The organism is Priestia sp. VA7 (assembly GCF_055710015.1).
Genome location: NZ_JBVQPN010000005.1, coordinates 157,596 through 170,977, shown reverse-complemented (window position 1 = coordinate 170,977; position 13,382 = coordinate 157,596). Strand labels below are relative to the sequence as shown.

The following is a 13,382-nucleotide window of genomic DNA, read 5'->3' as shown; positions in this document are numbered from 1 at the left end:
TTATGGCAGCAAATAATCCATATCAAGCGTATCAGCAAGGAGCTGTTCAGACTGCTTCTCCAGGAGAGTTAACGCTTATGCTGTATAACGGGTGTTTAAAATTTATCAAACTTGCACGAACAGGCATACAGGAAAAAAATATTGAGCTGAAAAATACGAATCTGTTAAAAGCACAAAATATTATTCAAGAATTAATGATTACCCTTGATACAAACGTGCAAGTTGCTAAGTCTATGATGGCTATGTATGACTATATTAACCAGTGTTTAATTGAAGCAAATACAAAAAATGACACAGCAAGCTTGGATGAAGCGGAACAATATGTAACAGAATTCCGCGATACATGGAAGCAAGTCGTGCAGCTTCACCGCCAGCAAGTCCATGGAAGCGGCGGTCAAGCATAAATATGATTAACGACCTATATCAGCTAACTGATGAGATTTATCGGCTTATTCAAACATTTTCTGACAAAAATCGAGAAGAAGGCATTCAAAAGTTAGAGTATCTTCTATTAAAAAGACGTGACCTCATAGAGAAACTGCCGCCAAAAAGTAGGGATAATGAATCGATTGGTAAGAAAATTGTCGAAATGAATAAGGAAATTGATCAAAAGCTCATCTTAATTCGGCATCAAATTATGGTAGATCTTCGTTTGCTAAAAGCGAAAAAAAAGCATAGCAACAGATATGTAAACCCTTACGAAACAAAAACGTTTGATGGAATGTTTTACGATAAAAAAAATTAATCCTGCGTAAAAAAATACAACCCTTCTTCTTATGAAGAAGGTCTATTTTTTTGGTTTTTTCATAAACTTTTCTCAGGTTCCATAAATTTTAACTAAATTTTCAAAAAATTTTAATAGTTTAGGAAGGGATTGTGTCGGGTATTGTAGAATTGTAGAGGTATAGCAATGGATTAAAGGAGGAGTTCGAACATGATGTATAACATTCGCGGTGAAAACATTGAGGTGACTCCAGCAATTAGGGAATACGTAGAGAAAAAGCTTGGTAAGTTAGAGCGTTATTTCGACGAAACACCAACTGCTGACGTAAATGTAAACTTAAAAGTCTACAATAACGATCAAAAAATAGAAGTCACAATCCCAATGAATGATCTCGTATTGAGAGCTGAAGAGACACACAGTGATTTATACGCAGCTGTCGATCTTGTCCTAGATAAATTAGAGCGTCAAATTCGTAAACATAAAACAAAAGTAAATCGAAAAATGCGTGAAAAAGGCGCTGAGAAGTATCTGTTCGCAGCATTAGAAAGCGAAGCGAACGTAGCAGTTGCAACTGAAGAAGATGAATTAGAGCTAGTTCGTACAAAACGATTTAACTTAAAGCCAATGGATAGTGAAGAGGCTATTTTGCAAATGAATATGTTAGGACATAGTTTCTTTGTATTTACAAACGCTGAGACCAACATTACAAACGTGGTATATCGAAGAAAAGATGGACGATATGGATTGATTGAACCAAACTAAGATTATAGGCTCTCTTAAACAAGAGCAGTAAAGTAAAAGCAGCGTGCCTCCGCACGCTGCTTTTTAGCTGCTTAAAAAAATAGTTCCATTACTACATAGCGCGTAGAAGATTTGGTGAATACACGCGTGGTTTCTTTCATGTTGAATGTCTTATAAAAAGAGACTTTATTTTCTCGTGCGTTACACCAGATCTTTCGTACCCCAAGGTTCTTAGCTTTGAGAAAAACCTCCTCTAGTAGACGACTGCCATATCCTTTTCCTTGTTCTTCTTTGAAAGTAGCAAATTTTCGAAATTGAGCTTCATTACCTGTTATAAATAAGGAAACAACTGATTTTAACTCTCCTTCTTCAAACAGTCCATAGTGAATGCCTAATAGATCATCTTTCAGCTGAATATAACTGAAATCTTTATCAGGCCACATGACGGTATGGCGGACTTCCCAAGCTTGTTCTTTTGTAATCGATTGAACATTCATTCTACATTCCCCTTTTTTATTGTAAGAGTGAGGCAGGGGAAATCACAATAGAAAATAACTCGTTAATAGAGTAGTACTAGTAAAGAGACAGACGAAAAAGGGTACAAGTTGCTACTTGTTTAGCTGCAATGTTACAATTTTACTCAGAATGTTTTATAATGAAAGATACAGATATGAATGAAAATAGTATAAAATGTACTGATTATAAATAGAGGAGCGTTTTAATATGCTTGGATTATTTAAAAAAGTGTTTGACGGCAATCAGCGCCAAATCGGCCGTTTAGAAAAAATGGCGGACCAAATTGATGCGTTAGGTCCTGAAATAGCGTCTTTAACAGACGATCAGCTTCGTGAAAAAACGGCTGAATTTCAACAACGCTACCAAAATGGCGAATCGCTCGATAACCTATTAGATGAAGCTTTTGCGGTTGTACGTGAAGCAGCGAAACGTGTGTTAGGCATGTATCCGTACAAAGTTCAGCTAATGGGGGGTATTTCTCTGCATGAAGGGAATATCTCGGAAATGAAAACGGGTGAAGGTAAAACGTTGACAGCTACTATGCCTGTATACTTAAACGCCATTACAGGAAAAGGTGTACATGTAGTAACAGTCAATGAATACTTAGCGAGCCGTGATGCTAGTGAAATGGGTCGTTTATATGAATTCCTAGGCTTGAAAGTAGGTTTAAATTTAAACCATTTAACGCGTGAAGAAAAGCAAGAAGCATATGCAGCGGATATTACGTATAGTACAAATAATGAACTCGGATTTGACTATTTACGTGATAACATGGTGCTTTACAAAGAACAAATGGTTCAACGTCCGCTTCATTTTGCCGTAATCGATGAAGTTGACTCTATCTTAATTGATGAAGCACGTACGCCGCTTATTATATCCGGCAGCGCGCAGAAATCGACTGCTCTTTATATTCAAGCTAATGCATTCGTTCGCACGCTTGATAAAGAAACCGATTTTACTTTTGATATCAAAACAAAAAGCGTTCAGCTAACCGAAGAAGGTATGTCAAAAGCAGAGCGCGCATTTGGCATTGAAAACTTATTTGATATTTCACACGTAGCGCTAAACCATCACATCAACCAAGCGCTTAAAGCACATGTAACGATGCAAAATGATGTGGATTACGTAATTGATGAAGATCAGGTCGTAATCGTTGACCAATTTACTGGTCGTTTAATGAAAGGAAGACGTTTTAGCGACGGCTTGCATCAAGCTATCGAAGCTAAAGAGAATGTTGAGATTCAAAATGAAAGCATGACGTTAGCTACGATCACATTCCAAAACTACTTCCGTATGTATGAAAAATTATCAGGTATGACGGGTACAGCTAAAACGGAAGAAGAAGAATTCCGTAATATTTACAATATGCACGTTGTTGTTATTCCGACAAACAAGCCAATTTCACGTGATGATAAAGCAGATTTAATTTATAAGTCAATGGAAGGCAAGTTTAATGCGGTAGTAGAAGATATTGCTGAGCGCCACGCAAAAGGACAGCCTGTTCTTGTTGGTACAGTTGCGATTGAAACATCTGAAATTTTATCAGCTTTATTAAAGAAAAAAGGCATTCCTCATCACGTTTTAAATGCAAAACAGCATGAGCGTGAAGCGGATATTATCGAAAATGCGGGTCACAAAGGTGCGGTAACAATCGCAACAAATATGGCCGGTCGTGGTACAGATATCAAACTAGGTGAAGGTGTCGTTGAAGCTGGAGGTCTTGCTGTAATTGGTACAGAGCGTCATGAATCACGCCGTATTGATAATCAGCTTCGCGGACGTGCTGGACGTCAAGGGGATCCAGGGGTATCTCAATTCTATCTATCCATGGAAGATGAATTAATGCGCCGATTTGGTTCAGATAATATGATGGCAATGATGGATCGTCTTGGTATGGATGACTCACAGCCAATTCAAAGTAAAATTGTAACAAGAGCTGTTGAATCGGCTCAAAAACGCGTTGAAGGTAATAACTTCGATGCGCGTAAACAATTGCTTCAATATGATGACGTGCTTCGTCAACAGCGTGAAGTTATTTACAAACAGCGCTTTGAAGTACTTGATTCAGACAACCTGCGTGCGATTGTAGAACGTATGATTGAATCAACTCTACAGCGTGTGGTTGAAGTAAACACACCGCGTGAAGAATTAGAAGAAGAATGGAATTTACAAGCGATTATTGATTACGTAAATGCTAATGTTCTTGAGGAAGGTGAAGTCACAGAAGAAGATCTTCGCCGTAAAGAGCCTGAAGAAATGGTAGAACTGCTGGTAGATCATGCAAAAGCTCGTTATAATGAAAAAGAAGAGCAGCTCCCTGAAGAACAAATGCGTGAATTTGAAAAAGTTGTTGTTCTTAGAGCTGTTGATTCTAAATGGATGGATCATATCGATACGATGGATCAGCTTCGCCAAGGTATCCACCTTCGTGCGTACGGCCAAACAGATCCTCTTCGCGAATACCAAATGGAAGGTTTTGCGATGTTTGAAAATATGATTGCAACCATTGAAGAAGAAGTGACGAAGTATATCATGAAAGCAGAAATTAACAACAACCTTGAGCGTCAAGAGGTAGCGCAAGGTCAGGCGGCTGTTCATCCAAAAGAAGGAGACGCGCCGGCTAAGAAGAAGCCAAAAGTAAATGCAATAGAAGTTGGCCGAAATGATCCTTGTATCTGCGGAAGTGGCAAAAAGTATAAAAACTGCTGCGGTAAAGAATCATAAAGTAAGAGTCAATTAGTATAGAATGAATTAGTACAGGAAGGAAATGAGTCTTCTCATTTCCTTCCTGTGCGTCAAAAATAAAATAGAGGTGTTCAACTCATGGATTTAGTAGAAATTAAGCAAGAACTTGACAAAACAGCTAAGCGATTAGCGGACTTTAGGGGGTCTCTTTGACCTCGATACAAAACAAGCTCGTATCGATGAATTAGATGAGACTATGGCTGATCCAAATTTTTGGAATGACCAGCAGGCAGCTCAGACTGTTATTAATGAAGCCAATGGTTTGAAAGATGCAGTAAATCAATTTAACCACTTGGATGAAACATATGAAAATTTACAAGTGTCTTATGAACTTGTAAAAGAAGAATACGATGAAGATTTAGCAGAAGAACTAGTTAGTGAATTAAAAGAGCTTATATCAGGCATGAATGACTTTGAATTACAGCTGCTTTTAAGCGAGCCGTATGATAAAAATAATGCCATTTTAGAACTGCACCCAGGTGCTGGTGGAACAGAATCACAGGATTGGGGTTCAATGTTACTACGTATGTATACGCGCTGGGCGGAGAAAAAAGGTTTCAAAGTAGAAACGCTTGATTACTTACCTGGAGATGAAGCTGGTATTAAAAGTGTAACGCTTTTAATTAAAGGTCATAATGCGTATGGGTATTTAAAAGCTGAAAAAGGCGTCCATCGTCTCGTTCGTATTTCTCCGTTCGATTCATCAGGCCGTCGTCATACATCATTCGTATCGTGCGACATAATGCCGGAATTTAATGATGAAATTTCAATTGATATTCGTACGGAAGATTTGAAGGTTGATACGTATCGTGCAAGCGGTGCCGGAGGTCAGCATATCAATACAACAGATTCAGCTGTTCGTATTACTCACCTCCCAACTAATGTAGTCGTATCTTGTCAGACGGAACGTTCACAAATTAAAAACCGTGAGCAAGCAATGAAAATGTTAAAATCTAAGCTGTATCAATTAGAAATTGAAAAGCAGCAAGAACAGCTAGCTGAAATTCGCGGAGAACAAAAAGATATTGGATGGGGAAGTCAAATTCGTTCGTACGTATTCCATCCGTATTCATTAGTAAAAGATCACCGCACAAATACGGAAGTCGGAAACACGCAAAGCGTAATGGATGGAGATCTAGATCCGTTTATCGATGCGTATTTACGTTCTCATATTTAATTAAGAGGCAGCATACTTAGGTATGCTGCCTTTTTTTAGTTGTTGGACTTTGTAAAATTTGGATGAAGAAAAACGAGCGTAAAGAACTATTGTTAAAAAGAAAATTAAGAAAATGAAGAAATTTAAAGGTTGCTGTCGTCAGTTCAATTATTTTGTCAATGAAATAAAATGGTTAAAAATACCTGTTTTGCAGTAAGTGCTTCTTTACAATCCTTTATATTCCTTTTACAAACAGTATTTATAATTTGAGTTAAATCATGAGGAAGGGGCATGTGCAGTGGAAAATAAATCGTTAAACGAATTAATAGAGCAAGTGAAACAGAATAGCTTTTCTTCGAGTAAAGGGTTTGATAGACGGCGTTTTTTACAAGGAGCTGGAAAAGTAGCGGGAGTATCACTTGGCTTAACAATTGCTCAGTCTGTTGGTTTAAATGCAGTAGAAGTTTCAGCTGCAGCGCCTAAATTTTCAAGTTATCCGTTCACTCTAGGCGTCGCATCAGGAGACCCTTTAGCAGATAGCATTGTTCTTTGGACAAGATTAGCACCAGACCCATTGAATGGCGGGGGAATGCCTAATCAACCTATTCCAGTAAAATGGGAGCTTAGTGAAGATGAAGACTTTCATCGAATTGTCAAACGAGGAACAGAAGTGGCTAGACCTGAACTTGCTCATTCGGTTCACGTTGATGTAAAAGGATTGAAGCCGAGTCATATTTATTATTATCGATTTAAAAGCGGCCATGAGTTAAGCCCGGTTGGAAAAACAAAAACACTTCCTTCAGCAAATGAAGAAGTAGCCAGTATGACGTTTGCATTTGCTTCGTGTCAGCAATATGAACATGGGTACTTTACAGCCTATGAGCATATGGTTAAAGAACAATTAGATTTTGTCGTTCATTTGGGCGATTACATCTATGAATATGGACCAAACGAGTACGTGGCTGCAAGCGGAAACGTTCGTACTCACAGCAGCGCAGAAATTCAAACGCTGCAAGATTATCGAAACAGGCATGCTCAGTACAGGGCAGATGCCAATTTGAAGTCTGCTCACGCTGTTTTTCCATGGATTGTGACGTGGGATGACCATGAAGTAGAAAACAATTATGCAAATGTAATTCCTGAAAAAGGCCAATCAGTAGAAGCATTTATTCAACGCCGTGCGGCAGCTTATCAAGCTTATTACGAACATATGCCTTTGCGTCAAACATCCTTGCCTCACGGAGCGGATATGAGATTATATCGTGACTTTTCATATGGGAAATTAGCTTCTTTTCAAGTGTTGGATACGCGTCAATACAGAGACGATCAAGCAAACGGAGACGGAACAAAGCCGCAAACGCCAGAATCTCTTGATCCCAAACGTACGCTATTGGGGAATGAACAAGAAAAATGGCTGTTTACTAATCTTGAAAAGTCAGCGTGTCATTGGAACGTACTGGCTCAACAAATTTTCTTTGCGCCAAGAAAATTTGGAACGGCTGCTAAGCCTACATACAGCATGGATGCATGGGATGGGTATACGGCGAATCGTCAGCGCGTCATTGATTTTATTGAAAAGAAAAAGTTGGACAACGTCATTGTACTAACTGGAGATGTACACGCTAACTGGGCTTCTAACTTATACGCGGATTTTGCTAACTTTAATTCAAGAATTATTGGTGCAGAGTTCATCGGCACCTCCATCACTTCCGGAGGGAACGGAGCAGATAAACGAGCAGACACGGATAAAATTTTAAGTCAAAATCCACACCTCACATTTTTTAATGATTATAGAGGATATGTAAGGTGTACGGTAACTCCTGATATATGGCAAGCCGATTATCGCGTTGTGCCTTTTGTAACAGAGCCTGGTGCAGAAATTTCAACTCGAGCTTCCTTTCAATATAAAAAAGATGGAAAAGGTATGACGGAAGTTGAAGTAAATAACGTGCCGCGTGGACTAAAGATTTCTAAGGAAGTAGAGGAAGATCGTATGCGGGCACACGGGAAAGCACATGAAAAACAAGAGTTGAAAAAGAAAGAAAAAGTTCAGCAGTAAACTAAGTAAGAAAAAGGAGGTCAAGTATGTTTTCTAATATTGGAATCCCTGGTTTGGTTATTATTTTAGTCATTGCGTTAATAATTTTTGGACCGTCTAAGCTGCCGGAAGTTGGACGAGCGTTTGGACGAACATTAACTGAATTTAAAGGAGCAGCAAAAGGGCTCGTATCAGATGATGAAAGTGTTAAAGAAAAGCAGACCGCAACCGTTTCTGAACAAAAAGGGAAGGAATCCACATTGTAAGTAAGGAAATAGACGAGGAAACTCGTCTATTTCTACTTGTCAGAAAGGAGAGAAAGACAATGGGAGAAATGAGCTTGATGGAGCACCTTGAAGAATTGCGTGTTCGTATTATTAAAACACTTTGTGCATTTGTAGTTTTACTTATTGTTAGTTTTGTATTTGTGCAAGATATTTATCACTGGCTAGTAAAAGATTTGGACGGCAAGCTTGCGGTACTTGGACCAAGTGAAATCGTATGGATTTATATGGTGATTGCATTTGTTTTTGCGCTGGCTTTTACACTTCCAGTAGCTGCTTATCAAGTATTTCGGTTTGTTTCACCCGGGTTAAAAAAGGAAGAATATAAGGTTCTGATTACCTTCATTCCATTCTTTTTTCTTTTGTTTGTAAGCGGACTGGGGTTCGGTTATCTTGTTTTATTTCCAATGGTTTTAGCATTTTTAACGGGCTTATCGAATGATCAGTTTTCACTGATGTTTACGGCGGAGCATTATTTCCGTTTTATGCTTAATCTGTGTTTACCGTTTGGATTTTTATTTGAAATGCCTTTAGTTGTTCTATTCTTAACGCGCTTAGGGGTTCTAAATCCATTAAGATTAGCTAAAGCAAGGAAGCTCTCTTATTTTGCTTTAATTGTGATATCCGTACTTATTACTCCTCCTGATTTTATTTCGGATATTTTAGTCATTGTCCCGCTTCTGCTTTTATATGAGCTCAGTGTGACAATTTCACGCGTAGTATACAAAAAACGTTTAGGAAACGAATCAATTGCTTAATCGTATACATAAGTGTGATGAGAGAATTCATGAAATTGAAACAAAGTCCTTGTAAACAGAGTGTTTTAAACATTCTGGAGTAGGTTATAATAGAGTGAAAACTCTACAGCAAGGGGGAGAAGGCTTGAAAAAAGTATTACTGACGTTAACAATCGGTCTAGCGCTTGTTTTGTCCGCGTGCGGCGGAGGAAGCTCTAAAAATGAATCTGCTGGTGAATCTTCAGCGAGTGCAGAAGACATTGTGAAGAAAAACTGTACAGGCTGTCACGGAGTAGATTTAGGAGGAGCGAATGGACCAAGCTTGCAGCATGTAGGCAGCAAGCACTCAGAAGCTGAAATTGAAAACATTATCAATAATGGTCAAGGCGGTATGCCAAAGGGACTAATTAATGAAGAAGATGCAAAGAAAGTTGCTGCTTGGCTGGCAAAGAAAAAATAAGACGGATATCCGTCTTATTTTTGTGTTAAAGCTGCTTTAATTCTTGGTTTAAGACAATGGCTTGCTTTTGAGCTTTGACATCTTTTGCTATGTCTCCAGGTGCATTGGCTTCTCCAATGATGTATCCGCTAAAGGAAGAGCCAATAAAATCGACAATGTATTGAAATTGCATAATAAGAGGAAGAGCTTTTACAGATGCACCTGTGCCCCCTACTACTAATACATACACGCGCTTATTTTTCATTTGTTCTTTAAAGTTGATTGTCGAATCTCTAAGACTTTCAGACCAACGATCCACAAAGTTCTTCATTAATCCGCTCATACCGTACCAGTAAAGAGGCGTAACAAATAAAATAGTGTCGTGCGCTGCTATCTTTTTCGCTATATCATAATAATCATCTTGTTGATTGGTAAATCCAAGTTCATCGTGACGCATATCAGTAATGGGATTAATGGTATGCCGGCGCAAGTAAACTTCTTCCGTATTGATATCTTTTAAGACTGCTTTAGCTAATTCCTCCGTATTTCCGTTTTCTCGTGAACTTCCATAAATGGTGATCATGTTATCCCTCCTCATCGTTTTTCTTATTTATCATACCTTGTTTGTAAAAAAAGTAGACATGAATCTGCTTTGTCTAACGATATTCGTAAAAAATGAACAGCAAAAAACAACAGAATTATAAATAAGGATAAATTCTCATACCTTGCTAAAAATATCCTACTTATGTCATATTTGAAATAAAAATGTAATATTTTTGGGGCTTATTTTCACGAAGAGTGATGTTATAATGAGAAAGCGCGTGAGAAGAGTCGAATTTTTGGTTTGAATTGTAGAGTTTTGTCGTATTTTGACAAGTTTTACATAGTATTAAAATAACACACTTGATTAGGTGATTACTTATGATTGAAATGCAAAATGTATATAAAACGTATCCGAACGGTGTAAAAGCAATCAATGGCATTAGCATCAAGATTAATCAAGGTGAGTTTGCTTATATCGTAGGACCAAGTGGAGCAGGAAAATCCACTTTTATTAAAATGATGTATCGTGAAGAAAAGCCTTCTTCAGGAAATATCATTGTAAACGGTGCAAATGTAGCAAAAATAAAAGATAGCAGAGTTCCTATCTTTAGACGTCATATTGGTGTAGTCTTTCAAGATTTCAAGCTGCTTCCAAAATTAACGGTCTACGAAAACATTGCTTTTGCACTAGAAGTAATTGAGCAAAGTCCCGAAGAAATTAAAAAGCGAGTGCTAGAGGTGCTAGAGCTTGTTAAGTTAAAGGGTAAAATGGATTCTTTCCCTGATGAACTATCTGGAGGAGAGCAGCAGCGTGTGTCTATTGCGCGTTCAATTGTGAATAGTCCTAAGGTTGTCATCGCCGACGAACCGACAGGGAATCTTGATCCGGAGACTTCGTGGGAAATTATGGATATATTTGAGGAGATTAATAAACGCGGTACGACTATTTTAATGGCAACGCATAACCGTGAAATTGTAAATACAATTCGAAAGCGCGTAATTGCGATTGAAAATGGGAATGTTGTGCGCGATGAAGTAAGAGGTGAATACGGATATGAAGGCTAGAACATTCGGTCGCCACTTACGTGAAGGATCTAAAAGTTTAGGAAGAAACGGCTGGATGACATTCGCATCTGCAAGTGCTGTTACCGTGACGCTCTTGCTTGTAGGCGTATTTTTTATGTTGATGATGAATTTAAACCACATTGCTAAATTGATTGAAAATGATGTGGAAATTCGCGTTCACGTTGATGCTGCAGCGACAGCAGATGATCGAAAAGCAATGAAGGAAAAGCTAGATGCAATTAAGCAAGTTGATACGGTGACGTTTTCTTCTAAAGATAAAGAGTTAAAAGATTTGATTAATAGTATGGGTGATGAAGGACAAGCTTTTGAACCGTTTGAACAGCAAAACCCATTAAATGATGTATTTGTTGTTAAAACAAAAGAGCCGACTGATGTCGCAAAAGTAGCTAAACAAATTGAGAAATATCCGTATGCAGCAAAAGTTCAATACGGCCAAGATCAAGTTGAAAAGTTATTTAAAGTGCTGAAAGTAGCTCGTAATATCGGAGTAGTGCTGATTTTAGGGCTTCTATTTACAGCAATGTTCCTAATTTCAAATACAATTAAAATTACGATTGTAGCTCGCCGTGAAGAGATTGAAATTATGCGCTTAGTTGGAGCCACAAACTCCTTTATTCGCTGGCCGTTCTTTATTGAAGGTCTGTTTTTAGGAGTGCTTGGTTCTATTGTGCCAATTGCAGTTATTATCGGTGTGTACAGCGTTTTATATAATGAAGTTCAACCTAAATTTGATGGATTCTTTGAACTTTTACCTGCCTTTCCATTCGTGCTTCAAGTATCGCTACTGTTACTGTTAATCGGCGGTCTAATTGGGATGTGGGGAAGTACATTATCCATCCGTAAGTTCTTGCGAAAATAAGAATAGATTTTTAACATAATAGATTACAACAACCTCACATTTGATGTTTATCAAATGTGAGGTTGTTGTGTAATTACACATAAAAATAGAAAAAAGTGCTAATGGGGGTCTTGCTAATGCCCGTTTATACGGGGAAATATGTGCAGATGGGGAGAAACAAATGACACGTAAGACATTAGTAATGACAGCAGCAGTTTTAGTTGGACTAAGTGCGGCTTGGATAGGTAATGAAAAAATTGCTTATGCACAAAGTGCCAGCACTACTAAACTCAGTGATTTAGAGAAAAAAAGTGATGATGTGAACCAAAATATTAATCAAAATAAAGAGAAATTAAAAGAGGTTCAAGAAAAGCAAAAAAATGAAGAAGCTGAGATTGCGCGCTTGGATTCAGAAGTCGGACAAACGAATGCAGATATCCGCAGCCGTGAATCTGAAGTAGAAAAAGCAAAGCAAGACGTCGAAAAGCTGAAAAGCGAGATTGACGTTGTAAAAAAACGAATTGAAAAACAAAATGAGCTATTAAAAAAACGTGCTCGGGCTTTACAAGAAAATGGCGGGTCTGTGGATTACATAGATGTACTGCTAGGCTCTGAAAGCTTCGGAGACTTTATTAGCAGAGTGAGTGCGGTTTCGACAATTGTAGGGGCTGACCGTGATTTGTTAATGCAGCATGAAGCCGATAAAAAGGCAAAAGAAGAGAAAGAAACAAAAGTTCAAAACAAGCTAACGGAAGTAAATCAAGCGCTTGAAGAGCTTAAAAATCTTCGTGCGCAGCTGCAAAAACAAGTGGATGAAAAGAATCAGCTCATGCAAACGCTCAAAGATCAGGAAAAAGAATTTAATGAAGAAGCCGTTGGATTAGAAGAGCAAGCTTCTATTTTAGCTGATCAAAAAAATGCAGTACAAGCTCAACAGCAAGAAATTGAAAAAGCCGGGGCAACGGAGGAGGCACCCCCTGTTACAAGCGGGTCGTTTATGAGGCCAGCAAAGGGCCCAGTAACATCTCATTTTGGGTATCGAGAAACGTTTGGAAGAGGACACTATGGTATTGATATTGGAAAGCGAGGAGAAAGTGTGCCAGTTGTAGCCGCAGCAAGCGGAAAGGTAATTAGAGCATATCACTCTTCTTCTTTTGGTAATGCCGTATTTATTCGTCACAATGTAGAAGGTCAGACGTGGGTTACAGTTTATGCTCATTTAGAGAGCTACAGCGTCTCAAGCGGTCAATCTATCAATAAAGGTCAACAATTAGGTTATATAGGGAACACAGGACGTTCGTTTGGTGCTCACCTGCATTTTGAATTGCATAAAGGCGATTGGAAAGGTAAAAGTTCCGCTGTAAACCCTGAAAGTTATATTAAATTTTAAGTTCCTAGCATACGTGGTACAAGCTCAACATATAGTTTAACAAAAAGGCATCGCACTTGATTTGTGTGGTGCCTTTTGCTACAAATAACACATGCATCCTTTTTATTACATAGTTTTGGTTGTATCTATTATAATAAGAAGAGAT

At 38.3% G+C, this 13,382-nt stretch carries 14 protein-coding genes; 12 read left to right on the top strand and 2 right to left on the bottom strand.

Translation table 11 applies throughout. The annotated features are described in order from the left end of the window. Positions 1 to 2 precede the first annotated feature (2 nt). The 3 genes from fliS to hpf all read left to right on the top strand — a co-directional run bounded on the left by fliS (position 3) and on the right by hpf (position 1,486). Positions 3 to 404 carry a flagellar export chaperone FliS gene (gene fliS / locus AC0C45_RS22980; RefSeq protein ID WP_025752547.1) on the top strand — a complete coding sequence of 134 codons (402 nt, stop codon included), beginning with the start codon at positions 3 to 5 and terminating at the stop codon, positions 402 to 404. Beyond that, positions 344 to 745: a flagellar protein FliT gene (gene fliT, locus AC0C45_RS22975; RefSeq protein ID WP_234943174.1), complete on the top strand. Its 402-nt coding sequence runs from the start codon at positions 344 to 346 to the stop codon at positions 743 to 745. The genes fliS and fliT overlap by 61 nt, the downstream gene beginning before the upstream one ends. Positions 746 to 934: 189 nt before the next feature. Continuing rightward, positions 935 to 1,486 (top strand): ribosome hibernation-promoting factor, HPF/YfiA family, encoded by a 552-nt coding sequence (gene hpf / locus AC0C45_RS22970; protein ID WP_013059750.1) that lies wholly within the window; start codon positions 935 to 937, stop codon positions 1,484 to 1,486. Positions 1,487 to 1,557: 71 nt separating this feature from the next. Here hpf and AC0C45_RS22965 read toward each other — a convergent pair whose 3' ends face one another. Continuing rightward, entirely contained in the window at positions 1,558 to 1,962 is a 405-nt protein-coding gene (locus tag AC0C45_RS22965) for a GNAT family N-acetyltransferase (protein WP_074896298.1), read from the bottom strand. A gap of 226 nt (positions 1,963 to 2,188) precedes the next feature. Between AC0C45_RS22965 and secA the strand changes: the two genes are divergently transcribed. The 6 genes from secA (at position 2,189) to cccB (ending at position 9,401) form a co-directional block, all read left to right on the top strand. Next, a complete protein-coding gene (secA, locus tag AC0C45_RS22960) occupies positions 2,189 to 4,705 on the top strand; it encodes a preprotein translocase subunit SecA (protein ID WP_074896299.1) in 2,517 nt (838 codons plus the stop codon). Between the two features lie 99 nt (positions 4,706 to 4,804). Beyond that, a protein-coding gene (gene prfB, locus AC0C45_RS22955; protein WP_115655064.1) for a peptide chain release factor 2 occupies positions 4,805 to 5,903 on the top strand; the annotation gives its coding sequence in 2 pieces (ribosomal slippage) (positions 4,805 to 4,867 and positions 4,869 to 5,903; 1,098 coding nt in all). A gap of 304 nt (positions 5,904 to 6,207) precedes the next feature. Then, on the top strand, positions 6,208 to 7,941 hold the full coding sequence (locus AC0C45_RS22950; RefSeq protein ID WP_372588401.1) for an alkaline phosphatase D family protein: 1,734 nt from the start codon (positions 6,208 to 6,210) through the stop codon (positions 7,939 to 7,941). A gap of 26 nt (positions 7,942 to 7,967) precedes the next feature. After that, a complete protein-coding gene (locus tag AC0C45_RS22945; RefSeq protein WP_034648359.1) occupies positions 7,968 to 8,186 on the top strand; it encodes a twin-arginine translocase TatA/TatE family subunit in 219 nt (72 codons plus the stop codon). A gap of 59 nt (positions 8,187 to 8,245) precedes the next feature. After that, complete coding sequence (gene tatC / locus AC0C45_RS22940) at positions 8,246 to 8,962, top strand: twin-arginine translocase subunit TatC (RefSeq protein ID WP_034648361.1); 717 nt, start codon at positions 8,246 to 8,248, stop codon at positions 8,960 to 8,962. A gap of 124 nt (positions 8,963 to 9,086) precedes the next feature. Next, positions 9,087 to 9,401 (top strand): cytochrome c551, encoded by a 315-nt coding sequence (cccB, locus tag AC0C45_RS22935; RefSeq protein ID WP_013059743.1) that lies wholly within the window; start codon positions 9,087 to 9,089, stop codon positions 9,399 to 9,401. 25 nt (positions 9,402 to 9,426) lie between these two features. On the opposite strand, the gene AC0C45_RS22930 is transcribed toward cccB, so the two are convergent. Beyond that, positions 9,427 to 9,963: a flavodoxin family protein gene (locus tag AC0C45_RS22930; RefSeq protein ID WP_472928870.1), complete on the bottom strand. Its 537-nt coding sequence runs from the start codon at positions 9,961 to 9,963 to the stop codon at positions 9,427 to 9,429. Between the two features lie 338 nt (positions 9,964 to 10,301). On the opposite strand from AC0C45_RS22930, the gene ftsE reads away from it, so the two are divergent. From ftsE to AC0C45_RS22915, 3 genes are all read left to right on the top strand, one after another. After that, positions 10,302 to 10,988: a cell division ATP-binding protein FtsE gene (ftsE, locus tag AC0C45_RS22925; protein WP_013085414.1), complete on the top strand. Its 687-nt coding sequence runs from the start codon at positions 10,302 to 10,304 to the stop codon at positions 10,986 to 10,988. After that, complete coding sequence (ftsX, locus tag AC0C45_RS22920) at positions 10,978 to 11,868, top strand: permease-like cell division protein FtsX (RefSeq protein WP_016765882.1); 891 nt, start codon at positions 10,978 to 10,980, stop codon at positions 11,866 to 11,868. Before ftsE ends, ftsX begins: the two co-directional genes overlap by 11 nt. A gap of 160 nt (positions 11,869 to 12,028) precedes the next feature. Next, positions 12,029 to 13,237: a murein hydrolase activator EnvC family protein gene (locus tag AC0C45_RS22915; protein WP_034648370.1), complete on the top strand. Its 1,209-nt coding sequence runs from the start codon at positions 12,029 to 12,031 to the stop codon at positions 13,235 to 13,237. Positions 13,238 to 13,382: the final 145 nt, after the last annotated feature.

What these genes read in the sequence shown, in the direction of transcription:
- AC0C45_RS22930 (WP_472928870.1), bottom strand. Translation starts at nt 9,963, where the DNA reads ATGATCACCATTTATGGAAGTTCACGAGAAAACGGAAATACGGAGGAA.
- hpf (WP_013059750.1), top strand. Translation starts at nt 935, where the DNA reads ATGATGTATAACATTCGCGGTGAAAACATTGAGGTGACTCCAGCAATT.
- secA (WP_074896299.1), top strand. Translation starts at nt 2,189, where the DNA reads ATGCTTGGATTATTTAAAAAAGTGTTTGACGGCAATCAGCGCCAAATC.
- fliS (WP_025752547.1), top strand. Translation starts at nt 3, where the DNA reads ATGGCAGCAAATAATCCATATCAAGCGTATCAGCAAGGAGCTGTTCAG.
- AC0C45_RS22915 (WP_034648370.1), top strand. Translation starts at nt 12,029, where the DNA reads ATGACACGTAAGACATTAGTAATGACAGCAGCAGTTTTAGTTGGACTA.
- AC0C45_RS22965 (WP_074896298.1), bottom strand. Translation starts at nt 1,962, where the DNA reads ATGAATGTTCAATCGATTACAAAAGAACAAGCTTGGGAAGTCCGCCAT.
- AC0C45_RS22945 (WP_034648359.1), top strand. Translation starts at nt 7,968, where the DNA reads ATGTTTTCTAATATTGGAATCCCTGGTTTGGTTATTATTTTAGTCATT.
- fliT (WP_234943174.1), top strand. Translation starts at nt 344, where the DNA reads ATGGAAGCAAGTCGTGCAGCTTCACCGCCAGCAAGTCCATGGAAGCGG.
- tatC (WP_034648361.1), top strand. Translation starts at nt 8,246, where the DNA reads ATGGGAGAAATGAGCTTGATGGAGCACCTTGAAGAATTGCGTGTTCGT.
- ftsE (WP_013085414.1), top strand. Translation starts at nt 10,302, where the DNA reads ATGATTGAAATGCAAAATGTATATAAAACGTATCCGAACGGTGTAAAA.
- ftsX (WP_016765882.1), top strand. Translation starts at nt 10,978, where the DNA reads ATGAAGGCTAGAACATTCGGTCGCCACTTACGTGAAGGATCTAAAAGT.